Below are 22,986 nucleotides of genomic sequence, written 5' to 3' on the forward strand. Positions count from 1 at the left end.
GTCCCGGCAGACGCAGGACGCCGCCCGGCCGCCGAAGCAGGCGGCCCGGCCGTCACAGGACGTGCCCGGGCTCTCCGCCGTCGGTCACCACGGCCCGGCCCGAGGCGGCCCAGACCTGCATGCCGCCGTCGACGTTCACCGCGTCGATGCCCTGCTGGACCAGGTACATCGTGACCTGGGCCGAGCGGCCGCCCGAACGGCAGATCACGTGGACCCGCCCGTCCTGCGGCGCCGCCTCGGTCAGCTCGCCGTAGCGGGCGACGAAGTCGCTGATGGGGATGTGCAGCGCCCCCTCGGCATGTCCCGCCTGCCATTCGTCGTCCTCGCGGACGTCCAGCAGAAAGTCGCCGTCCTTGAGGTCCGTGACCTCCACCGTGGGTACACCAGCTCCGAAACGCATGGGTCCGACGCTACCCGACGCGCCCCGCGCAGCGGTCGCCGCGCGGGCGGCCGCGCCGGGTGCGGCGGGCCCCGCCGGGCCGCCGCCGAGTTCCGGCCTTTCCGTCCGGTGCCGCGTTCGCGGCTGCCGCCGGCCAGGGCCCGGCGGTCTCAGCGGCCGGCCCGCACTTCCGCGAGCTGCGACTCCCGTTGCGCCACATCGTCGCGCAGTTGCCCGGCGATCTGCTCGAGCAGCCCGTCGGGGTCGTCGGGAGCGATCCTGAGCATCGCCGCGATCGCGCTGTCCTCCAGCTCCTTGGCGAAGAGCGTGAGCATCTCCTTGCGCTGGGCGAGCCACTCCAGGCGCGCGTACAGCTCCTCGGCGCGGCTCGGTGCCTGCTCGGCGGGGGCCGGCCCGGCGGCCCACTCCTCGGCCAGCTCGCGCAGCTCCTTCTCGTCGCCACGGGCGTAGGCGGCGTTGACCCGGGTGAGGAACTCCTCCCGGCGCTGCCGCTCGCCCTCCTCCTGGGCCAGGTCGGGGTGGGCCTTGCGCACCAGCTCGCGGTAGAGACCGCGGGCCTCCTCGCTGGGCCGCACCCGCTGCGGGGGCCGCACCGGCCGGTCGGTGAGCATCGCCGCGGCCTCCGGGAACAGGCCGTCCCCGTCCATCCAGCCGTGCAGCAGCTCCTCGACGCCGGGGATCGGTGTCAGCCGGGCCCGCGCCTCCCGCGCCGTGCGCAGGTCCTCGGGATCGCCGGTGCGGGCGGCCCGCGCCTCGGCGATCTGAGCCTCCAGTTCCTCGATACGGGCGTAGAGGGGGCCGAGACGCTGGTGGTGCAGCCGGGAGAAGTTCTCGATCTCCACCCGGAAGGTCTCCACCGCGATCTCGTACTCGATGAGCGCCTGCTCGGCGGCCCGCACGGCTCGCTCCAACCGCTCCTCGGGCCGCGCCGCAGCACTCTCGGACGTCGCCCGGTCCGCTCCGGCGACGCCACCCTGCTCAGCTTCCGGGGTCGTCACCCGACCAGCGTAGGCCACGGCGGCCCGCGGCCCGCGCCACCGAGGCCCCTCCCCCGGCCGTCCGTTCGGCCTCCACCCTCCTCCCCGCCGTCACCCCCTCCCCGCCGTCACCCTCCTCCCGGCCCGCCCCACCTCCCGGGCCGAGCCCTCATCCCCGATCTGCGCCCCAGCCCGCTCCGCACGCCCTACACGCCCATCTCGGCCGCGACCCTTCCCGTCCGCACCGCCGCGACCAGGTCCGCGTGGTCCGCCTCGGTACGGTCCGCGTAGGCGACGGCGAAGGCGGCGACCGCTTCGTCCAGCTCCTGGTTCTTGCCGCAGTAGCCGGCGATCAGCCGCGGATCGGCGCTGTGCGCGTGGGCGCGGGCCAGCAGCGCACCGGTCATCCGGCCGTAGTCGTCGATCTGGTCGGCGGGCAGCGCGGCCGGATCGACGCTGCCCTTGCGGTTGCGGAACTGCCGCACCTGGAAGGGCCGCCCGCCGACGGTCGTCCAGCCCAGCAGGATGTCGCTGACCACCTGCATCCGCTTCTGCCCGAGCACCACCCGCCGGCCCTCGTGGGCCACCTCGGCCGTACCGGCCTCCCCGGCCCCGGAACCCACCGGCAGGTGCGGCAGCAGCGCCGACGGCCGGGCCTCCTTCACCTGGAGCACCAGCGGCTCACCCCGGTGGTCCAGCAGCAGCACCACGTACGACCGGGTGCCCACACTGCCGGTGCCGACCACCCGGAACGCCACGTCGTGCACCGCGTACCGGGCCAGCAGCGGGAGACGGTCCTCGGGGAGCGTGGCCAGGTACTGCTCCAGCGAGGCGGCCACCGCCGCGGCCTCCGCGTCCGGGACCCGCCGCAGCACCGGCGGGGCGTCCACGAAGCGCCGGCCGCCGTCCGCGGTCCGCTCGGTCGACTTGGCCGCGAACCGCCCACTGGTGTTGGCCCGCGCCTTCTCCGAGACGCGTTCCAGGGTGCCGAGCAGGTCGTGGGCGTCGGAGTGGGAGACGAGTTCCTCGTCGGCGATGGCGTTCCAGGCGTCCAGGACCGGGAGCCGGGCCAGCAGCCGCATGGTGCGCCGGTAGGCGCCCACCGCGTCCTGGGCGGCCGCGCGGCAGCTGTCCTCGTCGCAGCCCGCCTCCCGGCCGGCGAGCACGAGGGAGGCGGCGAGCCGCTTGAGGTCCCACTCCCAGGGGCCGCGCACCGTCTCGTCGAAGTCGTTGAGGTCGATGACGAGGCCGCCGCGGGCGTCGCCGTACAGACCGAAGTTGGCCGCGTGGGCGTCCCCGCAGATCTGGGCGAGTACGCCGGTCACGGGCGTGCGGGCGAGGTCGTACGCCATCAGGCCCGCCGCACCGCGCAGGAAGGCGAACGGCGTGGCCGCCATCCTGCCCACCCGGATCGGTATCAGGTCGGGTATCCGGCCGTGGTTGGACTCCTCGACGGCCGCGACCGCGCCCGGCCGGCCGGGGTCCGCCTCGAACACGGCGTGCGCGGACCGCGCGACGCGCTTGCGCAGCGCCTTGCCCTCCGCCTTGGGCGACCCCTCGGCGGGCCACCGTGCGAACCCGGGCACCGGCGGCACCCGCCCCGCACCCTCTCCGCGCCCGCCCGCGCCGCTTCCGCCGCCCGCCGCGCCCGAACCCCCGCCCGGACCTCCGCCGGGCCCCCGGCCGGAACTCCCGGCCGGCACCGCCCCCGCCCCCTGCCCGGCGCCCGATCCCGTTCCAGCCCCGGCCCCGGTGTCCCCGCTCATCGACAACCACCCCTCCCGCTCCAGTTCGTGCCCCGCCGCCGACGCGGCGCGCCCCGACGCTACAGCGGCCCGCACGCCCCGTACACGCCCACCGCACACGCCCCCGCGCACCCCCACCTGCCCCCGCCGCCCCCGACCTCCGCGGACCCGCCCACCCCCACCACCGCACCCCCACCCGGCCTCCCCGGCCCACCCCCCGGCACCCCCATCCGGCCCCACCGACCCCGAACCGCCGCACCCCCGCCGGCCCCGAACCGCCGCACCCCCGCCGGCCCCAGGCCGCCGCGCCCACGCCGCCGCACCCCCCGGCCCCTCGCCCGCTCGCCCGTGCCCCGCCACCGCGCACGCCCCCAACCGCACATCCGCGCCCCCGCCCCACCTCCGCACATAACGCCATGCAGAGGGCCGGGCGGTATCTCCTCGCCCGTCACCAGCGCGATTACAGTCGTCCGCGATCACCGCCGGAGCGCGTCCGCCCGACCAGAACACAGCCTGCCCCGCGCGGCGGGCGCGCTCCGTGTCATGCACGTCCCGTCCTTCTTCCCCCACCGAGGAGACCGAGGAACCCGCCATGACACCAACCGATCCGGACGTCCCCGGACCCGGCTCCGGCCCCGGTCCCGTCCCCGCGGCGGACCGCATGATCAGCCGCAAGAGCCTGCTGAAGGCGGCCGTCGCCGCCGGTGCCGCCATCCCGCTGCTCACGGGCACGGTCGCGCTCGCCCGGGACTCCGCGGGCCGGGGCGGCGCCCTGCCCGCGACGCCCACCTGCGACGACGGCGACGGCCCGACCCACGACCAGATCGAGGGCCCCTACTTCAAGCCGAACTCCCCGCTGCGCACGAACCTGGTGACGTCGGGCGTCAACGGCACCCCGCTGACCGTCAGCGGCTACGTCTTCGGCCGCAACTGCGTGCCGCTCTCCGGGGTCCTGCTGGACTTCTGGCAGGCGGACGACGCGGGGAACTACGACATGGCCGGCTACACCCTGCGCGGCCACCAGTTCACGGACGGCAGGGGGGCCTTCTCCCTGACCACGATCGTCCCCGGGCTCTACCCGGGCCGCACCCGGCACATCCACGTCAAGGCGCAGGCGCCCGGCCGGCCGGTGCTCACCACCCAGCTGTACTTCCCCGGTGAGCCCCGCAACACCACGGACACGCTGTTCGACGCGGCGCTGCTGATGAACGTGCGCGGCGCCGGCGGCGGCAAGGAGGGGACGTTCGACTTCGTGCTGAACGTCGACGGGACCCCCGGCCCCGGCGGCCCCACCGACCCGCCGACCGACCCACCGGGCGGCACCTGGGTCCCGGGGCACTCCTACGCGGCGGGCGACCGGGTGACGTACGGCGGTGCCGGCTACACCTGTGTCCAGGCCCACACCTCCATGGCGGGCTGGGAGCCGCCCCACGTCCCCGCGCTGTGGCGCGCCGAGTGACCCGCACCTCCTGAGACCTTCCTCACAGGAGTGAGGACCCTGCCGCGGGCGGGAAGCGCCACCGGAAACGCGAAAGCCCCGCAGGTCCGAGACCTGCGGGGCTTTCGGCTGTGCGCGAGGGGGGAGTTGAACCCCCACGCCCTTGCGGGCACTGGAACCTGAATCCAGCGCGTCTGCCTATTCCGCCACCCGCGCATTGGGTGTGTCCTCCGGCTCCGCTCCCTTTCGGGCCCGGCGCCTTCCGACATGCAGAACATTAGCACGTCGCGGAGGGTGGATTCACATCCCTTTCCCGGGGCAGGCGCCCAGGCCCGGGGCGCTCCCGCCCCACCCCGCGCCCCTCGGTTCACCCCGCCCCGGCCCGCCCGTCCCGCCTCGCCCGGACCGCCGCACCGACCCCTTCCTCCCTCTGCCGCGGCTCGCCCGCCTCCCGCCCCCGTGCCCTTCCGTATCAACCCGTGCCTGTTCACGTATCAACCTCGTACCGGTCCGGCCCGTCTCCCCAGGAGCCGGGGCGGGTCCGCCGCCGGGTGCGGGACACTGGTCCGTGGCCGCCTCTACGATCCTGGGCAGAAGTCAGGAGTACGGACCGCGGAGGAACACTCGGAGAAGCACTCGGAGGGGACCACCCGGCGGTACGAGCCGAGGAAGAGGCGTCGACGACCCGTCGACGGGGCCGACAGGGGGAACCAGCCGATTTACCGGCGCGTGGATACGATCAGTAAGCAGTACCAGGCAAGCGGAACGCATCAGCACGACGGCAAGACCCGCGACAACGGCAAGACCCGAAACGACGGCCACGACGGAGGAGGTGCCCCATGGGAGTCCTGAAGAAGTTCGAGCAGCGCCTCGAAGGCTTGGTCAACGGCACCTTCGCCAAGGTCTTCAAGTCCGAGGTCCAGCCCGTGGAGATCGCGGGCGCGCTCCAGCGCGAGTGCGACAACAACGCGACGATCTGGAACCGCGACCGCACGGTCGTACCCAACGACTTCATCGTGGAACTGAGCGCGCCCGACTACGAGCGGCTCAGCCCCTACTCCGGACAGCTCGGCGACGAGCTGGCCGGCATGGTGCGCGACTACGCCAAGCAGCAGCGCTACACCTTCATGGGGCCGATCAAGGTCCACCTGGAGAAGGCCGACGACCTGGACACCGGCCTGTACCGGGTGCGCAGCCGTACGCTCGCCTCCTCCAGCAGCCAGCAGGCGCCCCAGGGGCCGCCGCAGACACCACCGCCCGGCCCGGCCGCCGCACCCGGCCGCCCCGGCCCCCAGGGCGGGTACGGCTACCCGCCCGCAGCGCCCCCCGCGGGAGCGCCCCCCATGCCCGCGGCCCCGCCGCCCGGCGGGTACGGCTACCCGCAGCCCGCCGCCGCCCGGCCCCCGCAGGCCCCGGCGGCCGGCGGCCGGACCCGCTACTGGATCGAGATCAACGGCACCCGCCACCAGATCTCCCGCCCGACGCTGGTGCTGGGCCGCAGCACCGACGCCGACGTGCGGATCGACGACCCCGGCGTCTCCCGCCGGCACTGTGAGATCCGGACCGGAACGCCCTCGACGATCTCGGATCTCGGCTCCACCAACGGCATCGTGGTGGACGGGCAGCACACCACCCGCGCTACGCTCCGCGACGGCTCGCGGATCGTCGTGGGCAGCACCACCGTTATCTATAGGCAAGCCGAAGGGTGAACCGGGGGCAATGTCAGAGCTGACCCTCACGGTCATGCGGCTGGGTTTCCTGGCCGTACTGTGGCTGTTCGTGATCGTGGCCGTGCAGGTCATCCGCAGCGACCTGTTCGGTACGCGCGTCACCCAGCGGGGGTCCCGCCGGGAGGCGGCCCGGCCCCAGCAGACCGGCCGGCAGGCCGCGCGCCAGGCCGCCGCCGCCGCGCCTCCGCAGCAGCGTGGCCAGCAGAGCGGCGGCCGGCGCCGCAACGCCCCCGCCAAACTGGTGGTGACCGAAGGCACCCTCACCGGCACCACCGTCGCGCTGCAGGGCCAGACCATCACCCTGGGCCGCGCGCACGACTCCACGATCGTGCTGGACGACGACTACGCCTCCAGCCGCCATGCCAGGATCTACCCGGACCAGAACGGCCAGTGGATCGTCGAGGACCTCGGATCCACCAACGGCACCTACCTGGACCGGTCCCGGCTGACGACCCCCACACCGATCCCGCTGGGCGCGCCGATCCGCATCGGCAAGACCGTCATCGAGCTGCGGAAGTAGTGCTACGTCATGAATGAGCGCGAGCGGAGCGAGCACGCGGCGGCGGCCGGCCCCCAGGGCCGCGGCGCGCTCCCGACCGGAGGGTGGGCAGTGTGGCTCGACACGACCGGCTGTACCCCGAGCCGACGGGCGAGGTGCGCATGAGTCTGTCACTGCGCTTCGCCGCCGGATCGCACAAGGGCATGATCCGCGAGGGCAACGAGGACTCCGGTTACGCCGGCCCGCGGCTCCTCGCGATCGCCGACGGCATGGGCGGCCAGGCCGCCGGCGAGGTCGCCTCCTCCGAGGTGATCTCCACCATCGTCCCCCTCGACGACGACGTCCCCGGCTCCGACATCCTCACCTCGCTCGGCACGGCCGTGCAGCGCGCCAACGACCAGCTGCGCGCCATGGTCGAGGAGGACCCCCAGCTCGAAGGCATGGGCACCACGCTCACCGCCCTGCTGTGGACCGGCCAGCGCCTCGGACTCGTACACGTCGGCGACTCCCGCGCCTACCTGCTGCGCGACGGCGTCCTCACCCAGATCACCCAGGACCACACCTGGGTGCAGCGCCTGGTCGACGAGGGACGCATCACCGAGGAGGAGGCCAGCACCCACCCGCAGCGCGCCCTCCTGATGCGCGCCCTCGGCAGCGGCGAGCACGTCGAGCCCGACCTGTCCGTCCGCGAGGTCCGCGCCGGCGACCGCTACCTGATCTGCTCCGACGGCCTGTCCGGCGTCGTCTCCCACCAGACGATGGAGGAGACCCTCGCCAGCTACCAGGGACCGCAGGAGACCGTGCAGGAGCTGATCCAGCTCGCGCTGCGCGGCGGCGGACCCGACAACATCACCGTCATCGTCGCCGACGTCCTCGACCTGGACACCGGCGACACCCTCGCCGCCCAGCTCTCCGACACCCCCGTCGTGGTCGGCGCGGTCGCCGAGAACCAGCACCACCTGCACGACAACGGCATCATGCAGACCCCGGCCGGCCGCGCCTCCGGCCTCGGCCGCCAGGTCCCCGGACAGGGCGGCACAGGCGGCGAGTTCGGCCCGCCCGGATCCGGCGACACCACCGGCTTCATCTCCACCGACGGCCTGGGCTACGGCGACGACGACTTCGTCAAGCCCCGCCGGCGCCGCGGCTGGCTGAAGGTGTCCCTGTACAGCGTCCTCGCGCTCGCCGTCATCGGCGGCGGCCTCTACGGCGGCTACCGCTGGACCCAGACCCAGTACTACGTCGGCACCAACGACGAGCACGTCGCGCTCTACCGCGGCATCAGCCAGGACCTGGCCTGGGTGAAGCTGTCCGAGGTGGAGAAGGACCACCCCGAGATCGAACTCAAGTACCTGCCGCCCTACCAGCAGAAGCAGGTCAAGGCGACGATCTCCGAGGGCGGCCTGCAAGAGGCGCAGAAGAAGGTCGACGAGCTGTCCGTGCAGGCCTCCGCGTGCCGCAAGGAGTCCGAACGCCGCGCCGCCGAGGCCAAGAACGGCGCCAAACCCGGACAGGACAAGTCGGACAAGACGGGCAAGGACCGCGGCGGCTCCACCACGGGAACCACCCCCGCCGCCTTCACGTCCAAGACCACATCGAACCCGTCGGACCCCGACCCGTCGACGTCCAAGGCACCGTCACCGTCGTCCAAGTCTCCGTCCACGTCCGCGACCGCGACCGCGTCCACATCCAGCCCCGGCCCCACTCTCTCGGAGGAAGAGCAGAAGGTCGTCTCGCTGTGCGGTAAGCAGTAGGCAAGCCGTGAGAGGCCCTGTCACACGATGAGCAGTACAACCAACTCGCCCACGCACCACACGTCCACGATCGGCGCCATCGGAGCACCGAGCCGCCGCAACACCGAACTGGCACTGCTGGTCTTCGCGGTCGCCATCCCGGTGTTCGCCTACGCCAACGTGGGCCTGGCCATCAACAACCAGGTGCCCGCGGGCCTGCTGAGCTACGGCCTGGGCCTGGGCCTGATGGCGGGCGTCGCCCACCTCGTCGTCCGCAAGTTCGCCCCCTACGCCGACCCGCTGCTGCTCCCGCTGGCCACCCTCCTCAACGGCCTCGGCCTGGTCGTCATCTGGCGCCTGGACCAGTCGAAACTGCTCCAGTACATCAAGCAGGCCGGAGACAAGGCGCCCACCCAGCTCCTCTACACGGCGATGGGCATCGCACTGTTCGCCGTGGTCCTGATCTTCCTCAAGGACCACCGCGTCCTGCAGCGCTACACGTACATCTCCATGGTCGGCGCGCTGGTCCTGCTGCTGCTGCCGCTGGTCCCCGGCCTCGGCCTGCCCGTGTACGGCGCCAAGATCTGGATCCACGTCGGCGGCTTCTCCATCCAGCCCGGCGAGTTCGCCAAGATCGTCCTCGCGGTCTTCTTCGCCGGCTACCTGATGGTCAAGCGGGACGCGCTCGCCCTGGCCAGCCGCCGCTTCATGGGCCTGTACCTGCCCCGCGGCCGCGACCTCGGACCCATCCTGGTCGTCTGGGTCATCTCGATCCTCATCCTGGTCTTCGAGACCGACCTCGGCACCTCGCTGCTGTTCTTCGGAATGTTCGTCATCATGCTGTACGTCGCCACCGAGCGGACCAGCTGGATCGTCTTCGGTCTGCTGATGTCCGCGGTCGGCGCCTTCGGCGTGGCCAGCGTCGAACCGCACGTGCACCAGCGCGTCCAGGCCTGGCTCGACCCGATGAACGAATACCTCCTCAGCCACAAGGGCGTGCAGGGCCACTCCGAACAGCTCCAGCAGGCCCTGTGGGCGTTCGGCTCCGGCGGCACCCTCGGCTCCGGCCTCGGCCAGGGCCACTCCGACCTCATCCGGTTCGCCGCCAACTCCGACTTCGTCCTCGCCACCTTCGGCGAGGAACTGGGCCTGGCCGGCCTGATGGCGATCCTGCTGCTCTACGGCCTGATCGTGGAGCGCGGCATCCGCACCGCCCTCGCCGCCCGCGACCCCTTCGGCAAACTGCTCGCCGTGGGCCTCTCCGGCGCCTTCGCCCTCCAGGTCTTCGTGGTGGCAGGCGGTGTGATGGGCCTGATCCCGCTGACCGGTATGACGATGCCGTTCCTCGCGTACGGCGGTTCCTCCGTCATCGCCAACTGGGCGCTGATCGGCATCCTGATCAGAATCAGCGACACCGCCCGCCGCCCGGCCCCCGCCCCCGCCGCCAACCCCGACGCCGAGATGACCCAGGTGGTCCGACCGTGAACAAGCCCCTGCGCCGGATCGCGATCTTCTGCGGCCTGCTGGTCCTCACGCTGCTCATCCGCGACAACTGGCTCCAGTACGCCAAGGCCGACGCGCTGAAGAACGACGACAACAACCGCCGCGTCACCATCGCCCGCTACTCCACCCCGCGCGGCGACATCATCGTCGACGGCTCCCCGATCACCGGATCCGTGGAGACCAAGACCAACGCGCTCGACGACCTCAAGTACAAGCGCACCTACAAGGACGGCCCCATGTGGGCGCCCGTCACCGGCTTCGCCTCGCAGGCCTTCGGCGCCACCCAGCTGGAGAACCTCGACGACAAGATCCTCACCGGCAACGACGACCGGCTCTTCTTCCGCAACACCCTGGACATGATCACGGGCAAGCCGAAGCAGGGCGGCAACGTCGTCACCACGCTCAACGCGGCCGCGCAGAAGGCCGCCTACGACGGGCTCAAGAAGCGCGGCAAGGGCGCCGTCGTCGCACTCGAACCCTCCACCGGCAAGATCCTGGCGCTGGCCTCCTACCCGTCCTACGACCCCGGCTCCTTCGCCGGCACCTCCGCGGCCGACGGCAAGGCCCGCAACAAGCTCCTCAAGGAGAACGACCCGGACGACCCGACGCTGAACCGGGCGCTGCGCGAGACCTACCCGCCCGGCTCCACCTTCAAGGTGGTCACCGCCGCCGCGGCACTGGAGAACGGCAAGTACACCTCCGCCGACCAGCCCACGAACTCCCCCGACCCGTGGATCATGCCGGGCACCAGCACCCCGCTGCCCAACGAAGGCAACATCCCCTGCAAGAACGCCACCATGCGGGTGGCGCTGCGCTGGTCCTGCAACACCGTCTTCGGCAAGATCGGCGCCGACCTGGGCAACAAGAAGATGCTGGAGGAGGCCAAGAAGTTCGGCTTCACCAGCGAGCAGTACACCCCGGTCCGCGCCAACGCCTCGGTGTTCTCCGACAACATGGAGCCCTCGCAGGTCGCCCAGTCCTCCATCGGCCAGTTCAACACCGCCGCCACCCCGCTGCAGATGGCCATGGTCGTCTCGGCCGTCGCCAACGACGGCAAGCTGATGAAGCCGTACATGGTCGACAAGCTCCAGTCGCCGAACCTCGACACCCTGGAGCAGACCCAGCCGGAGGAACTGAGCCGGCCGCTGTCCTCGAAGAACGCCCAGATCCTCCAGTCGATGATGGAGACGGTCGTCAAGGAGGGCACCGGCAAGAACGCGCAGATCGGCGGCGGCGTCACGGTCGGCGGCAAGACCGGTACCGCCCAGCACGGCGTCGACAACAGCGAGAAGCCGTACGCGTGGTTCATCTCCTACGCCAAGACCAGCGACGGCAGCTCGCCCGTCGCGGTCGCCGCGGTCGTCGAGGACGAGCAGGCCGACCGCGAGGAGATCTCCGGCGGCGGCCTCGCCGCGCCGATCGCGAAGAGCGTCATGGAGGCGGTCATCAACTCCAAGCGGTGATCTCCGTCACGTCCCCTTCACAACGGTGCATGGTGCGATACCGGTCCTGTATCGGGTGACGGGCTTGGCCGGGTCCCACAGAACGAGCCGGGTACGGTAGGCCCGGACGGAAGCTCCGGCGGCACAAGCCGTGCCCGCCGGGACCGACGGAGAGGGCTGGTAGGTAGCTATGGAAGAGCCGCGTCGCCTCGGCGGCCGGTACGAGCTGGGCCAGGTGCTCGGCCGTGGTGGCATGGCGGAGGTGTACCTCGCGCATGACACCCGCCTGGGCCGCACCGTGGCGGTGAAGACGCTGCGCGCCGACCTGGCGCGCGACCCTTCCTTCCAGGCCCGGTTCCGCCGGGAGGCCCAGTCGGCCGCCTCGCTCAACCATCCCGCGATCGTCGCGGTCTACGACACGGGCGAGGACTACATCGACGGGGTCTCCATCCCGTACATCGTGATGGAGTACGTCGACGGGTCCACCCTCCGTGAGCTGCTGCACAGCGGGCGCAAGCTGCTGCCCGAGCGGGCCATGGAGATGACCATCGGCATCCTGCAGGGCCTGGAGTACGCCCACCGCAGCGGCATCGTCCACCGGGACATCAAGCCGGCCAACGTCATGCTGACCCGCAACGGCCAGGTCAAGGTCATGGACTTCGGCATCGCCCGCGCCATGGGCGACTCCGGCATGACCATGACCCAGACCGCCGCCGTCATCGGCACCGCCCAGTACCTCTCCCCGGAGCAGGCCAAGGGCGAACAGGTCGACGCACGCTCCGACCTGTACTCCACGGGCTGCCTGCTGTACGAGCTGCTCACCGTCCGGCCGCCGTTCGTCGGCGACTCCCCGGTCGCGGTGGCCTACCAGCACGTCCGTGAGGACCCCCAGCCGCCGAGCGTCTTCGACCCCGAGATCACGCCCGAGATGGACGCGATCGTGCTGCGCGCCCTGGTCAAGGACCCGGACTACCGCTACCAGTCGGCCGACGAGATGCGCGCCGACATCGAGGCCTGCCTCGACGGCCAGCCCGTCGCCGCCACCGCCGCCATGGGCGCGGTCGGCTACGGCGCCTACCCCGACGACCAGGCGACCACGGCCCTGCGCTCCGACCCCGGCGCCCCCGCCACGACGATGCTGCCGCCCATGAACCCGGACGACGGCGGCTACGGCTACGACGACCGCCCCGACCGGCGCCGCCAGCAGCCGAAGAAGTCCCACACCTCGACGATCCTCCTGGTCGTCGCCGGCATCCTGGTCCTGGTCGGCGCCATCCTGATCGGCAAGTACGTCACCACCGGTCACAGCTCCGGCAGCGACACGGTGGCCACGCCGAACTTCGTGGGCCAGACCAAGCAGGACGCCCAGAACTCCGCGGAGAACGTCAGCCTGAAGACGGCCTTCACCGAGAAGGAGTGCGAGGACCAGCCCAAGGGCCGCGTCTGCTCCCAGGACCCCGCGCCCAAGAGCGACATCAAGAAGGGCGAGACGGTCAACCTGGTGCTGTCGACGGGAGCCCCGAAGGTGCTCGTGCCGGACGTCACCGGCCTCAGCTTCGACACCGCGCAGTCGCAGCTGACCGACAAGGGCTTCAAGGTCGAGAAGCAGGAGCAGGAGTCCGACCGCCCCGAGAACGTCGTCATCAGCCAGGACCCGAGCGGCGACAAGGAAGTCCAGAAGGGCTCGACCATCACCCTGACGGTCGCCAAGGCCGTCGCGAAGGCCACCGTCCCCCAGGTCGTCGGCCGCACCTGTGACGACGCCAAGCAGCAGATGCAGGCGAACAACCTCGACGGCGACTGCGTCGAGGTGGACAACAGCGACCCCAACCAGGCGGGCAAGGTCATCAACACCGTCCCGGGCCCCGGCCAGCAGGTCGACAAGGGCTCCAAGGTGACCATCCAGGTCGGCAAGCAGGTCCAGCAGAAGACCCAGGTGCCGCAGGTGCAGGGCAAGAAGGTGGCGGAGGCCAAGCAGATCCTCACCGCGGCCGGCTTCACCAACATCCAGTTCGCCGGCAGCGGGGGCGACGACAACGCCTTCGTCGTCAAGCAGGACCCGCAGCCCGGCCAGCAGGTCGACGACCCGGCCGGCACCCAGATCACGCTGACGACGATCGGCGGGAACGGCGGCAACGGGGGCAACAACAACGGGGGTGGCCACGGAGGCGGCGGCCCCGGCGGCCTCTTCGGCTGACCGCCCGCCCGGCCGCACCACCGGCGGCCCGTGACACCCAGGGGCCCCGGCCGCTCTCACCCGAGAGCGGCCGGGCCCCCGTCGCACACCCGCGCGCCGTTCGATCGTGTCTTCCCCCGCCACCCCTCGTTGCTCCGTTCGGGTGGGGACTCGCAACGCTCCGCCCCGGCACCTGGCCATGCGGCCGGCACACGACAGAGGGGCAGACAGTGATCACCGACTCCGCACTCCTGGAATCCAGGACCCTGCGCCACAGCGTCATGGACCGCACGGACGTACTCGACCGGGTGAAGGCGCTGTCGCTACTGCCGGACGGGATGCACGTGACGACGGCGATGGTGGCGGCGTACTTCGATGTCACCGTCGAAGTCGTCCGTCAGCTGACCAGGCGCCATCGCGAAGAGTTGCAAGGCAACGGCATGGTAGTGCTGCGCGGCCCTGACCTGCGGAAATTCGAGAGTGACAACATGTCACTCTCGCCGGTGGGTTATCCACAAGCACGTCGGAGCCTCACCATCTACTCCCGCCGCGCCGTCCTCAACGTCGCCATGCTCCTCCGCGACAGCGCAGTCGCCCGTCAGGTCCGCACCTACCTCCTCGACATGGAGTACCTGGCCCGCACACAGCCTGTGGAAAACTCACCGCAGCCGGGCGCCGCCACCCTCGACCCGCGCGTCGACGCACACATCGACGCACGCATCGACCAGCGCATCACCCACATCCTCGGCAGGACGGTCGTGCCCATGTTCAACGCCCTGATCGAGACCTCGGGAGAGCACCGGCGGGAACTGATCGCCCTGCGCACGGGCGTCCAGCACATCGAGCGGCGGCTGCGGCAGCACCACAACCGCCTGCGCAGGCTGGAAAGCCCCCGCCGGGACCGCCCCCTCGCCGGAGTCATGGCCGCCATGGACGCCATGACCGGCCGTGAGTTCGAGCACCACATCGCCGCACTCCTGCGCCGCGACGGCTGCACCGACGTCGTCGTCCTCGGGCGCCACGGGGACCGGGGCGTCGACATCACCGGCTTCACGGCCGACGGCCGACGGCTCGTCGTCCAGTGCAAGAGGTTCGCACCCCACCTGCGGATCAGCAGCCCCGAACTCCAGAAGTTCGTCGGGTCCGCCAAGGTGCTGTACGCAGCGGACACGGCCCTCTACGTCGCGACGTGCCGCTTCACACCGGAGGCCCTGAGCATCGCGGACGAGGCCGGAATCACCGCCGTGCAGCGCACCCTGCTGGAAAGGTGGGACGCGGGCGACATGCTCGCGGTCCTGAAGTAGAGCCCGCAGGCGGCAGCACAAGGCCCGAAATCGCATCCCTAACATGCGACTTCGGGCCTTCGCCATGCTAGAGCACGAGACCCTCCCGCACTCTCTCCCGCCTCAGCGCAGCTCCGCCGGAGGCGTCCGCTTGCCGTCCACCTTCTGGACCCGGACCAGCTCCCCCCACACCACGTACCGGTACCGGGAGGTGTAGACCGGCGTGCAGGTGGTGAGCGTGATGTAGTGGCCCGGCTTCCTCACCCCCGACTCCTTCGGGACCTGCGCGAGGACGTCGACGTTGTACTTCGACGTCTCCGGGAGGATGCCGTAGACCTTGTAGACGTACCACTTGTCCCGGGTCTCGAAGACGATCGGGTCGCCCTTGCCTACCTTGTCGATGTTGTGGAACTTCGCGCCGTGCCCGTCCCGGTGGGCGGCGAGGGTGAAGTTGCCCTCCTTGCCGGTCTCCGGCAGCGCCGCCTTGACCGGGTCCACGTAGTAGCCGGCCACACCGTCGTTCAGGACGTCCGTCGAGGTGCCCTTCTTCACCAGCACCTCGCCGTTGTGCATGGACGGCACGTGCAGGAAACCGATGCCGTCCTTCGTGTCCAGCGCGCCGGGGCCGCCGGGGGCGGAGTGCGCCCACTGGTCACGGATCCTGTCGCCCTGCCGGTCGGCCTTGCGGTCCGCTATGACGTTCGTCCACCACAGGGAGTAGACGACGAACAGGCCGAGGACCACCCCCGCCGTGATGAGGAGTTCGCCGAACACGCTGACGGCCAGGGCCAGCCGGCCCGTGCCGCGGCGGCGCCCGCGCGGTGCGGTGCCGTCCCCGGTGTGCTCTGCGGTGTCGTCCGCGGTCGCTGCCACTGTTCCCTCTGCCCTTTAACTGACGAGCGCATCCGGCTTGCCCTTGCTGCGCGGCCGTTCCTCGACCATCCTGCCCCAGACGATCAAGCGGTACTTGCTGGTGAACTCCGGTGTGCAGGTGGTGAGCGTGATGTAGCGGCCCGGCCCGGTGAAACCGGAACCCCTGGGGACCGGGTTCAGGACGGCCGTGTTGCCCGGCGAGGTCACCGGCAGCATCGACGTCGTCTTGTAGACGTAGTACGCGTCCTGCGTCTCCACCACGATCGGGTCGCCCGCCCTGAGCCGGTTGATGTACCGGAACGGCTCCCCGTGCGTGTTGCGGTGGCCGGCCAGCCCGAAGTTGCCCGTCCTCGCGTCCGGCATCGCCGTGTCGAAGTCACCCTTGCCGTAGTGCCCGACCATCCCCTTGTCCAGCACCTTCGTCTTGCTGGTGCCCTCCGCGATCGGGACCACCACGTCCAGCGCGGGAATGTGCAGGATGGCGAAGCCCTGCCCCGGCTCGAACGTCCCCGGGTTGCGCTTGCCGCTCGCCCAGTCGTCCTGCAACTGGTGCGCCTCGCTGCCCGCCTGCGCGTGCGCGCGGATGTTCGTCCACCACAGCTGGTAGGTGACGAACAGCAGCATCACCACACCGGTGGTGATGAACAGCTCCCCGACGATCCGGCTGATGACGACACCCGGCCCGGGCCTGCGCGCCCGCGCCTGCCGACGGGCCTCCACCCGTGAGAGCGGCGCGGACGCCCCGCCGCCCGCCGGGGAGGGCCCGGCCGCCGCCCCGGTCCCCCGGCGGCTGTGACGGCTGTGACGGCTCCTGGCGGCCCTCCTGCGGGCCGCGCGGCCCTCGTACGGCACACCGGCCACCCCCGAGCCGGACAGGCCCGCAGAACCCGGAGGGCGCCCCCGCCCCCCGGCCGCCGCCCCCGCCGCGTCGGCGACCCGCAGCGCCACCGTCTCGTCGTCGGCGGGCGGCTGGTACGTCAGGGGCGAGGGGCCGTGGGCGTCGTACGGCGCCACCGAGCCGCGGGAGTCGTACGGCGCCGCCGCGTACGGGTCCCCGGAGGCGGCGTGGGCCTCCGTGCCGTAGCGGTCGGCGCCGGACTCGCGCTCGGGGCGCAGCGCGGTCACGCCGTGGCCCTGCCCACCACCGGGGCGAGCCCCGCCGACCTCGCCACGGCACCCGTGTCGCCGCACTCCACCAGCCAGTTGGCCAGCATCCGGTGTCCGTGCTCGGTCAGCACCGACTCGGGATGGAACTGCACGCCCTCCACCGCCAGTTCCCGGTGGCGCAGGCCCATGATGATGCCGTCGGGCGTACGGGCGGTGACCTCCAGCTCGGCCGGGACGGTCGCGGGCTCGGCGGCCAGCGAGTGGTAGCGGGTCGCGGTGAAGGGGGAGGGCAGCCCGGCGAAGACGCCCTTGCCGGTGTGCTCGACCGGCGAGGTCTTGCCGTGCAGCAGCTCGGGCGCCCGGTCCACCACCCCGCCGTACGCCACCTGCATGGACTGCATGCCCAGACAGACCCCGAAGACGGGGACCCCGGTGGCGGCGCAGTGCCGGACCATCTCCACGCACACCCCGGCCTGCTCGGGCGTGCCGGGGCCGGGCGAGAGCAGCACGCCGTCGAAGCGGTCCTGGGCGTGCGCCGTCGACACCTCGTCGTTGCGCAGCACCTCGCACTCGGCGCCCAGCTGGTAGAGGTACTGGACCAGGTTGAAGACGAAGCTGTCGTAGTTGTCGACGACGAGAATCCGCGCACTCACTGGTTGTCCACCGTCACATCGTTGAAGGGAAGCAGCGGCTCGGCCCACGGGAAGACGTACTGGAACAGGACGTAGACCACGGCCAGGACCAGCACCAGTGAGATCAGCGCCTTCAGCCACGCGTTGCCCGGCAGATGCCGCCAGATCCAGCCGTACATGCCGTCCCTTCCGTCTCCCCACGGCACCGGATTCACGCCGTACCGCACCAGACTAACGGCGCGATGCCCCCCGTTCGGGGCCTTCTGGAGCGGATCACACCGGACGGTTACGTCACCGGCTCGGCGTAGTGCAGGTCCACGGCGCCGTTGTAGCCGGGCAGGGTGGTCGTGCCGTCCTCGGTGACCTTCCAGCCGAGGCCGTAGACGTTCACGTACACCATGTAGTTCTGGATCGCCGGTGAGTCCGCGAGGGCCTTCTGCAGCCTGCCCGGGTCCCCGACCGCCGTGATCTTGTACGGCGGCGAGTAGACGCGGCCCTGGAGGATCAGGGTGTTGCCCACGCAGCGCACGGCGCTGGTGGAGATCAGCCGCTGGTCCATGACCTTGATGCCCTTGGCGCCGCCGTTCCACAGCGCGTTGACCACGGCCTGGAGGTCCTGCTGGTGGATGACCAGGTAGTCGGGCTGCGGCTCGGGGTAGCCGGGGAGTTTCGCGGTGGCGTTCGGCGGGGCGTCGTCGAGGGTGACGGTGACGGCCCTGCCCTTGAGCGGCCGGGTGCCGGCGCTGTTCTGCAGGCCGGACAGCTTCTCGTCCTGGGCCTTGCTGCCGCCGCCGTCACTCCGGGCGAGGGACTCGACGTCGCCGCGCAGGGCCGCGTTCGAGTCGTCCAGGTCCTTGTTCTTCCGGCTGCGTTCGTGGACGAGGTCGGAGAGCTTGAGCAGCGAGGTGTCCGTGCGGATGTTGGTGCCCTTGGCCGTGTTGAAACTGGTGATGAAGAGCAGACCGGCGAGGGCGAACACGGCCACGGTGAGGATCCGCGCCGGCGGGAAACGGCGGGGGCTGCCCGGGTCGGCACCCGTCCCCGGGGAGTCGGCGGAATTGCTCAACGTACCCTTATCTCCTTCGGCACCGCGGAAGCACTACGCTAACGGACGCCCGGGGGAGCATTCGTTCTCCCCTCGCAGTCCCCTTGTACGCTGCCCCGGAGCCAGTCCAGTTCCCTGCGCGGCCACGCAGCGCATCGACAGGAGAGACCCTCGTGCCGAAGTCACGTATCCGCAAGAAGGCCGACTACACGCCGCCGCCCGCCAAGCAGGGCACGGTCATCAAACTGGAGAGCCGCGGTTGGGTGGCCCCGGTGATGCTGGCCATGTTCGTCATCGGCCTGGCCTGGATCGTCGTCTTCTACGTGACGAACGGGTCGCTGCCCATCGACGCGCTGGACAACTGGAACATCGTCGTGGGATTCGGCTTCATCGCGGCCGGATTCGGCGTCTCCACGCAGTGGAAGTAGGGGCAGCCAGGGCCGCCGCGGGGGCGGAACCAGTGAGGGTCCCCGCGGTAAACCCAGTTCTGCCCACGGGTATCCGCTGAGTTATCCACAGCCTGGAAAAATTTCCACACAAAGCCTGGGGAAAACCCGACGATCTGTGGATAACCTCTCCCCCCGTTGACCCCGGTAGGACTGTCACACCACTCCCCGCGCACCCCACCACCCCCTACCTGACCTGCACAGACACAGGTGAGCGGCAGGGAACACAGCTGTTCCCGCACACTGTGCACAGGATTCGCCACCCGCTGTGGACAACCGTACGGAAGAGCGGCTTTCGCCCTTGTCGGCGGGGGTGCGGCCGGCTCCCGGTCAGGTGAGCTGCGCGGTTCGGACGACCGTCATCACGACGACCGCCGCCAGGACGAGCGCGCAGGTCCCGTACTGCACGAGGTTCCGCCGCTCGCGCGGCGCGTGCACCATCGCGTACCCGGTCACCACACCGGCGACCAGGCCACCGATGTGCGCCTGCCAGGCGATGCCGCCCCAGCCGAAGGTGATGACCAGGTTGATGACCAGGAGGGCGATCACGGGCCGCATGTCGTAGCGCAGGCGGCGCATCAGCACGGCCATCGCGCCGAAGAGGCCGAAGATCGCGCCGGAGGCGCCGACGGACGGCTGGTTCGGGGCCGCGACCAGGTAGCTGAGGGCGCTGCCCGCCAGTCCGGCAGCGAGGTAGAGCGCCAGGTAGCGGGCGCGGCCGAGGGCGGCCTCCAGCGGTCCGCCGATCCACCACAGGCTGAGCATGTTGAACGCGATGTGGATGTATCCGCCGTGCAGGAACATCGCGGTCAGCAGCCGGTACCACTCACCCTGGGCGACGCCACCGACCGAACCGAGCGACGGAAGATACGCCTGGCCCACCATTTCGAACCGCTCGGTGAAAGGGTTCCCGACGGCCAGCTGGACCAGGAAGAAGGCCAGGTTGAGCCCGATGAGCACCTTCGTGACCAACCGCGGGTCCGCGGTCACCGTCCCGCCCGCCACGGTGCGCGGCCGGGACGCGGCGGGCGCGTGGCCCGTGCCCGAGCCGTCGCGGACGCAGTCGGGGCACTGGAAGCCGACGGAGGCGCTGACCATGCACTCGGGGCAGATCGGCCGCTCGCAGCGCGTGCAGCGGATGCCGGTCTCCCGGTCCGGGTGCCGGTAGCAGGTGGGCGCACCCGGGCCGTCCTGCCCGATCCGCGGGCTGCCTGGTGCCTGGTCCATCGGGTCCCCTCACGTTCGTCGTGGGCGGTGTACGGCGGGGCGGGCCCGGTACGGCTCACCGTGGGCAGCACACCGCCCCGCTCATCCCTACGGACGAGCGGGGCGTTTGGTTCCCGGGGTGCGGTGGGCCCGGGGGCGGCTGACGGGCGTGGCCCTCGGCTCAGCCCTGCCGGGTCTCGACGACGACCGACTCGATGACGACGTCGTCGACGGGACGGTCGTTGCGCGGGTTGGTCTTCGTGCCCGCGATGCCGTCCACGACCTTCTGGCTGGCCGCGTCCGTGACCTCGCCGAAGATGGTGTGCTTGCGGGTCAGCCACGCCGTGGGGGCGACGGTGATGAAGAACTGCGAGCCGTTGGTGCCCGGGCCCGCGTTGGCCATCGCGAGCAGGTAGGGCTTGTTGAAGGAGAGGTCCGGGTGGAACTCGTCCTCGAACTGGTAGCCGGGGCCACCGGTGCCGTTGCCCAGCGGGTCGCCGCCCTGGATCATGAAGCCGCTGATCACGCGGTGGAAGACCGTGCCGTCGTAGAGCTTGTCCGTGGTCTTCTGGCCGGTGGCCGGGTTCGTCCACTCGCGCTCGCCCGTGGCGAGTTCCACGAAGTTGCGGACCGTCTTCGGGGCGTGGTCCGGCAGGAGCCGCACCTGGATGTCGCCGTGGTTGGTCTTCAGGGTGGCGTAGAGCTGCTCAGCCACGATCTGCCTTCCGTTGTCCTCATGTGACTCCCCGATCCTCGCACGACGCGCCGCGTGCGTCGTGCGGCGCCCGCTTCCGGGCGGTGTCCGGCGGGAATCGGTTGCGGAAAACGGGGTGAGTCGTCCCGGGTCGGGAGCGCGGGGCGGCGATCCGTGGCATTGTCGTCGGGAAGCTTCTTTTGTCCCTGTATCCACTCCTGCACGCCCCTGCGTTCCTTCATCCACCGTTGCAGGCAATACGTGTACTTGTTCGTCTCCCGGCCTCGCTCGGCCGGAGGAGCGGCCCCGGGTGCGGGGCGGCGCGCATGACCCGGATGCGCGTCGTCGCATGCCTCGGGGCCCGTTGGCAGGCATGATCCGTAAAAGGGTGGAAAGTCGAATTACCGTACGCCACCGAGGAGGAGGAACCCGTGACCCGCATCGACAGCGTGCGCGCCGCGACCGGCTCGGCGAAGGACAGCGTGCTGCACGCCGCGGAAGTGGTGGCGCCCTACGCCGACACCGCCAAGGAGAGGGCCGCTCACTACGCGCACGAGGCACGCGTACGGCTTGCGCCGAAGGTGTCGCTCGCCGCCGACCAGGCCCGCGTGCAGTACGGCGCCTACGTCGCGCCCCGGCTCGAACAGGCCCGCACGCAGGCCATGACCTATGTGCCGCCGAAGATCGACCAGGCCGCCCAGGAGGCTGCCGAGCGGACCCGCAGGGCCGCGCGGCAGGCCGCGGAGTACTCCCGGCCGCGGATCGAGCAGGCGATGGCCGCGGCGGCGCCGGTCGCCGACGAGGCCGCCGCGCGCGGCGCCGCCGCCCTGGTCGCGCTGCGCGGCCAGGTCCCGGCGCAGAAGATCCAGAAGCTGGCCCGCAAGCAGAGTCGGCGGGCGCGGGCCGGCCGCGTCGCCAAGGTGCTGGTGATCGCCGGGGTGCTGGCGGGTGGTGCCTTCGCGGCGTGGAAGTGGTGGGACAAGCAGGCCAACCCGGACTGGCTGGTGGAGCCGCCGGCCGCCACCGAGGTCCCGGAGGCCGGCCGTCTGACGTCGGTCGACGGCAGTGGTCAGAGCGTCCTGGACCCGGAGGTCCAGGCGAAGGAGGCCGAGGAGCAGTCGGACGACGACAAGGGCTGACGCCGCCCCGGCTCCACACCTCGTACGCGTGGCACACGAAGAAGCTCCCCCTCGATCCGTACGTCCCGGATGGAGGGGGAGCTTCTTGGTGTGCGTGGAGCCTAGGGGAGTCGAACCCCTGACATCTGCCATGCAAAGACAGCGCTCTACCAACTGAGCTAAGGCCCCGAAAGGGGAGCATCCGCCCGGAGGAACCGCCCGCCGGTCGGGTGCCGCAGACCAGAGTACCGGGTCACCCCCCGGTTCTCGCAAAAAGATGGGGGTCCCCGTCTCCGACCACTCTCCGTAAGATGCTCCGCGTGGTTCGCTACAGCGAACCGCGGTAGTTGGGGAAGCGATGGGGAGACGCACATGGACGCCGCACAGCAGGAAGCCACCGCAAGAGCGCGGGAACTGCAGCGGAACTGGTACGGGGAGCCGTTGGGGGCGCTCTTCCGGAAGCTCATAGACGATCTGGGGCTCAACCAGGCGCGCCTGGCGGGGGTACTGGGGCTGTCGGCACCGATGCTGTCGCAGCTGATGAGCGGCCAGCGGGCGAAGATCGGCAACCCTGCGGTGGTCCAGCGGGTGCAGCTGCTGCAGGATCTGGCGGGCCAGGTCGCCGACGGCAGCGTCAGCGCGGCCGAGGCGACCGAGCGCATGGACGAGATCAAGAGGTCGCAGGGGGGCTCGGTGCTCAGCAACACCACGCAGACGACGAGCGGTTCGGGGGCGCCGACCGTCAAGCGCGTGGTCCGCGAGATCCAGTCGCTGCTCCGCTCGGTCGCCGCCGCGGGCGACATCATCGAGGCCGCGGACAGTCTCGCCCCCAGCCATCCCGAACTGGCCGAGTTCCTCCGGGTCTACGGCGCCGGCCGCACCTCCGACGCCGTGGCGCACTACCAGTCGCACCAGAACTGACCCTCCCCGAAGGGGTCG

Annotated in this window: 21 protein-coding genes and 2 tRNA genes; 11 read left to right on the forward strand and 12 right to left on the reverse strand. The window is 71.2% G+C overall.

The genetic code is table 11. From position 1 onward, the window contains the following. Nucleotides 1-52: 52 nt before the first annotated feature. The 3 genes from ABZ719_RS11775 to ABZ719_RS11785 all read right to left on the reverse strand — a co-directional run bounded on the left by ABZ719_RS11775 (nt 53) and on the right by ABZ719_RS11785 (nt 3,143). Entirely contained in the window at nt 53-400 is a 348-nt protein-coding gene (locus tag ABZ719_RS11775; protein ID WP_037861547.1) for a rhodanese-like domain-containing protein, read from the reverse strand. 149 nt (nt 401-549) lie between these two features. Continuing rightward, nucleotides 550-1,398, reverse strand: coding sequence for a hypothetical protein (locus ABZ719_RS11780; protein ID WP_366725047.1), 849 nt, complete (start codon nt 1,396-1,398; stop codon nt 550-552). Between the two features lie 185 nt (nt 1,399-1,583). Further along, the gene (locus ABZ719_RS11785; RefSeq protein ID WP_366725048.1) at nt 1,584-3,143 is read right to left on the reverse strand and encodes a DUF2252 domain-containing protein; all 1,560 of its coding nucleotides are present in this window, start codon (nt 3,141-3,143) and stop codon (nt 1,584-1,586) included. A gap of 571 nt (nt 3,144-3,714) precedes the next feature. On the opposite strand from ABZ719_RS11785, the gene ABZ719_RS11790 reads away from it, so the two are divergent. Beyond that, nucleotides 3,715-4,581, forward strand: coding sequence for a carbohydrate-binding protein (locus ABZ719_RS11790; protein ID WP_366725049.1), 867 nt, complete (start codon nt 3,715-3,717; stop codon nt 4,579-4,581). A gap of 111 nt (nt 4,582-4,692) precedes the next feature. Here the strand turns inward: ABZ719_RS11790 and ABZ719_RS11795 are convergent. Then, nucleotides 4,693-4,776, reverse strand: a tRNA-Leu gene (locus tag ABZ719_RS11795). Between the two features lie 623 nt (nt 4,777-5,399). On the opposite strand from ABZ719_RS11795, the gene ABZ719_RS11800 reads away from it, so the two are divergent. The 7 genes from ABZ719_RS11800 (at nt 5,400) to ABZ719_RS11830 (ending at nt 14,947) form a co-directional block, all read left to right on the forward strand. Then, on the forward strand, nt 5,400-6,269 hold the full coding sequence (locus ABZ719_RS11800; protein WP_366725050.1) for a DUF3662 and FHA domain-containing protein: 870 nt from the start codon (nt 5,400-5,402) through the stop codon (nt 6,267-6,269). Between the two features lie 10 nt (nt 6,270-6,279). Further along, entirely contained in the window at nt 6,280-6,810 is a 531-nt protein-coding gene (locus ABZ719_RS11805) for an FHA domain-containing protein (protein WP_037863935.1), read from the forward strand. Between the two features lie 140 nt (nt 6,811-6,950). Beyond that, nucleotides 6,951-8,543, forward strand: coding sequence for a Stp1/IreP family PP2C-type Ser/Thr phosphatase (locus ABZ719_RS11810; RefSeq protein WP_366725098.1), 1,593 nt, complete (start codon nt 6,951-6,953; stop codon nt 8,541-8,543). Nucleotides 8,544-8,570: 27 nt separating this feature from the next. Then, entirely contained in the window at nt 8,571-10,007 is a 1,437-nt protein-coding gene (locus ABZ719_RS11815) for an FtsW/RodA/SpoVE family cell cycle protein (RefSeq protein WP_366725051.1), read from the forward strand. Further along, nucleotides 10,004-11,488: a penicillin-binding transpeptidase domain-containing protein gene (locus ABZ719_RS11820; protein ID WP_366725052.1), complete on the forward strand. Its 1,485-nt coding sequence runs from the start codon at nt 10,004-10,006 to the stop codon at nt 11,486-11,488. The genes ABZ719_RS11815 and ABZ719_RS11820 overlap by 4 nt, the downstream gene beginning before the upstream one ends. A 169-nt stretch (nt 11,489-11,657) precedes the next feature. Next, on the forward strand, nt 11,658-13,664 hold the full coding sequence (gene pknB / locus ABZ719_RS11825; RefSeq protein ID WP_366725053.1) for a Stk1 family PASTA domain-containing Ser/Thr kinase: 2,007 nt from the start codon (nt 11,658-11,660) through the stop codon (nt 13,662-13,664). A 209-nt stretch (nt 13,665-13,873) separates the two neighbouring features. After that, nucleotides 13,874-14,947: a restriction endonuclease gene (locus ABZ719_RS11830; RefSeq protein WP_366725054.1), complete on the forward strand. Its 1,074-nt coding sequence runs from the start codon at nt 13,874-13,876 to the stop codon at nt 14,945-14,947. Nucleotides 14,948-15,049: 102 nt separating this feature from the next. Here ABZ719_RS11830 and ABZ719_RS11835 read toward each other — a convergent pair whose 3' ends face one another. From ABZ719_RS11835 to ABZ719_RS11855, 5 genes are all read right to left on the reverse strand, one after another. After that, nucleotides 15,050-15,799, reverse strand: coding sequence for a class E sortase (locus ABZ719_RS11835; protein WP_366725055.1), 750 nt, complete (start codon nt 15,797-15,799; stop codon nt 15,050-15,052). 15 nt (nt 15,800-15,814) lie between these two features. After that, nucleotides 15,815-16,924 carry a class E sortase gene (locus ABZ719_RS11840; RefSeq protein WP_366725056.1) on the reverse strand — a complete coding sequence of 370 codons (1,110 nt, stop codon included), beginning with the start codon at nt 16,922-16,924 and terminating at the stop codon, nt 15,815-15,817. After that, entirely contained in the window at nt 16,921-17,559 is a 639-nt protein-coding gene (locus ABZ719_RS11845) for an aminodeoxychorismate/anthranilate synthase component II (RefSeq protein WP_037863907.1), read from the reverse strand. Before ABZ719_RS11845 ends, ABZ719_RS11840 begins: the two co-directional genes overlap by 4 nt. Further along, the gene (locus ABZ719_RS11850) at nt 17,556-17,717 is read right to left on the reverse strand and encodes a hypothetical protein (RefSeq protein ID WP_018569171.1); all 162 of its coding nucleotides are present in this window, start codon (nt 17,715-17,717) and stop codon (nt 17,556-17,558) included. Before ABZ719_RS11850 ends, ABZ719_RS11845 begins: the two co-directional genes overlap by 4 nt. A 107-nt stretch (nt 17,718-17,824) precedes the next feature. Next, nucleotides 17,825-18,604: a DUF881 domain-containing protein gene (locus ABZ719_RS11855; RefSeq protein ID WP_366725057.1), complete on the reverse strand. Its 780-nt coding sequence runs from the start codon at nt 18,602-18,604 to the stop codon at nt 17,825-17,827. 152 nt (nt 18,605-18,756) lie between these two features. Between ABZ719_RS11855 and crgA the strand changes: the two genes are divergently transcribed. Then, nucleotides 18,757-19,011 (forward strand): cell division protein CrgA, encoded by a 255-nt coding sequence (crgA, locus tag ABZ719_RS11860; protein WP_037863902.1) that lies wholly within the window; start codon nt 18,757-18,759, stop codon nt 19,009-19,011. 348 nt (nt 19,012-19,359) lie between these two features. Here crgA and ABZ719_RS11865 read toward each other — a convergent pair whose 3' ends face one another. Together ABZ719_RS11865 and ABZ719_RS11870 are read right to left on the reverse strand one after the other, a co-directional pair. Next, nucleotides 19,360-20,256, reverse strand: a complete 897-nt coding sequence (locus tag ABZ719_RS11865) for a rhomboid family intramembrane serine protease (RefSeq protein ID WP_366725058.1) — start codon at nt 20,254-20,256, stop codon at nt 19,360-19,362. A gap of 160 nt (nt 20,257-20,416) precedes the next feature. Further along, entirely contained in the window at nt 20,417-20,950 is a 534-nt protein-coding gene (locus ABZ719_RS11870) for a peptidylprolyl isomerase (protein WP_366725059.1), read from the reverse strand. Nucleotides 20,951-21,360: 410 nt separating this feature from the next. Between ABZ719_RS11870 and ABZ719_RS11875 the strand changes: the two genes are divergently transcribed. Continuing rightward, nucleotides 21,361-22,068: a DUF5324 family protein gene (locus ABZ719_RS11875; RefSeq protein WP_366725060.1), complete on the forward strand. Its 708-nt coding sequence runs from the start codon at nt 21,361-21,363 to the stop codon at nt 22,066-22,068. 95 nt (nt 22,069-22,163) lie between these two features. Here ABZ719_RS11875 and ABZ719_RS11880 read toward each other — a convergent pair. After that, nucleotides 22,164-22,236 (reverse strand) — tRNA-Ala (locus ABZ719_RS11880). 183 nt (nt 22,237-22,419) lie between these two features. Between ABZ719_RS11880 and ABZ719_RS11885 the strand changes: the two genes are divergently transcribed. Next, nucleotides 22,420-22,968: a DNA-binding protein gene (locus ABZ719_RS11885; protein ID WP_037863877.1), complete on the forward strand. Its 549-nt coding sequence runs from the start codon at nt 22,420-22,422 to the stop codon at nt 22,966-22,968. Nucleotides 22,969-22,986 lie beyond the last annotated feature (18 nt).

Source organism: Streptomyces sp. NPDC006743, assembly GCF_040703815.1.
Lineage (GTDB): Bacteria > Actinomycetota > Actinomycetes > Streptomycetales > Streptomycetaceae > Streptomyces.

Bases quoted from the DNA above. Each gene is read 5' to 3' on its own strand.
- ABZ719_RS11775 (WP_037861547.1), bottom strand. From the start codon at position 400: ATGCGTTTCGGAGCTGGTGTACCCACGGTGGAGGTCACGGACCTCAAG.
- ABZ719_RS11785 (WP_366725048.1), bottom strand. From the start codon at position 3,143: ATGAGCGGGGACACCGGGGCCGGGGCTGGAACGGGATCGGGCGCCGGG.
- ABZ719_RS11790 (WP_366725049.1), top strand. From the start codon at position 3,715: ATGACACCAACCGATCCGGACGTCCCCGGACCCGGCTCCGGCCCCGGT.
- ABZ719_RS11800 (WP_366725050.1), top strand. From the start codon at position 5,400: ATGGGAGTCCTGAAGAAGTTCGAGCAGCGCCTCGAAGGCTTGGTCAAC.
- ABZ719_RS11805 (WP_037863935.1), top strand. From the start codon at position 6,280: ATGTCAGAGCTGACCCTCACGGTCATGCGGCTGGGTTTCCTGGCCGTA.
- ABZ719_RS11810 (WP_366725098.1), top strand. From the start codon at position 6,951: ATGAGTCTGTCACTGCGCTTCGCCGCCGGATCGCACAAGGGCATGATC.
- ABZ719_RS11815 (WP_366725051.1), top strand. From the start codon at position 8,571: ATGAGCAGTACAACCAACTCGCCCACGCACCACACGTCCACGATCGGC.
- pknB (WP_366725053.1), top strand. From the start codon at position 11,658: ATGGAAGAGCCGCGTCGCCTCGGCGGCCGGTACGAGCTGGGCCAGGTG.
- ABZ719_RS11850 (WP_018569171.1), bottom strand. From the start codon at position 17,717: ATGTACGGCTGGATCTGGCGGCATCTGCCGGGCAACGCGTGGCTGAAG.
- ABZ719_RS11865 (WP_366725058.1), bottom strand. From the start codon at position 20,256: ATGGACCAGGCACCAGGCAGCCCGCGGATCGGGCAGGACGGCCCGGGT.
- ABZ719_RS11885 (WP_037863877.1), top strand. From the start codon at position 22,420: ATGGACGCCGCACAGCAGGAAGCCACCGCAAGAGCGCGGGAACTGCAG.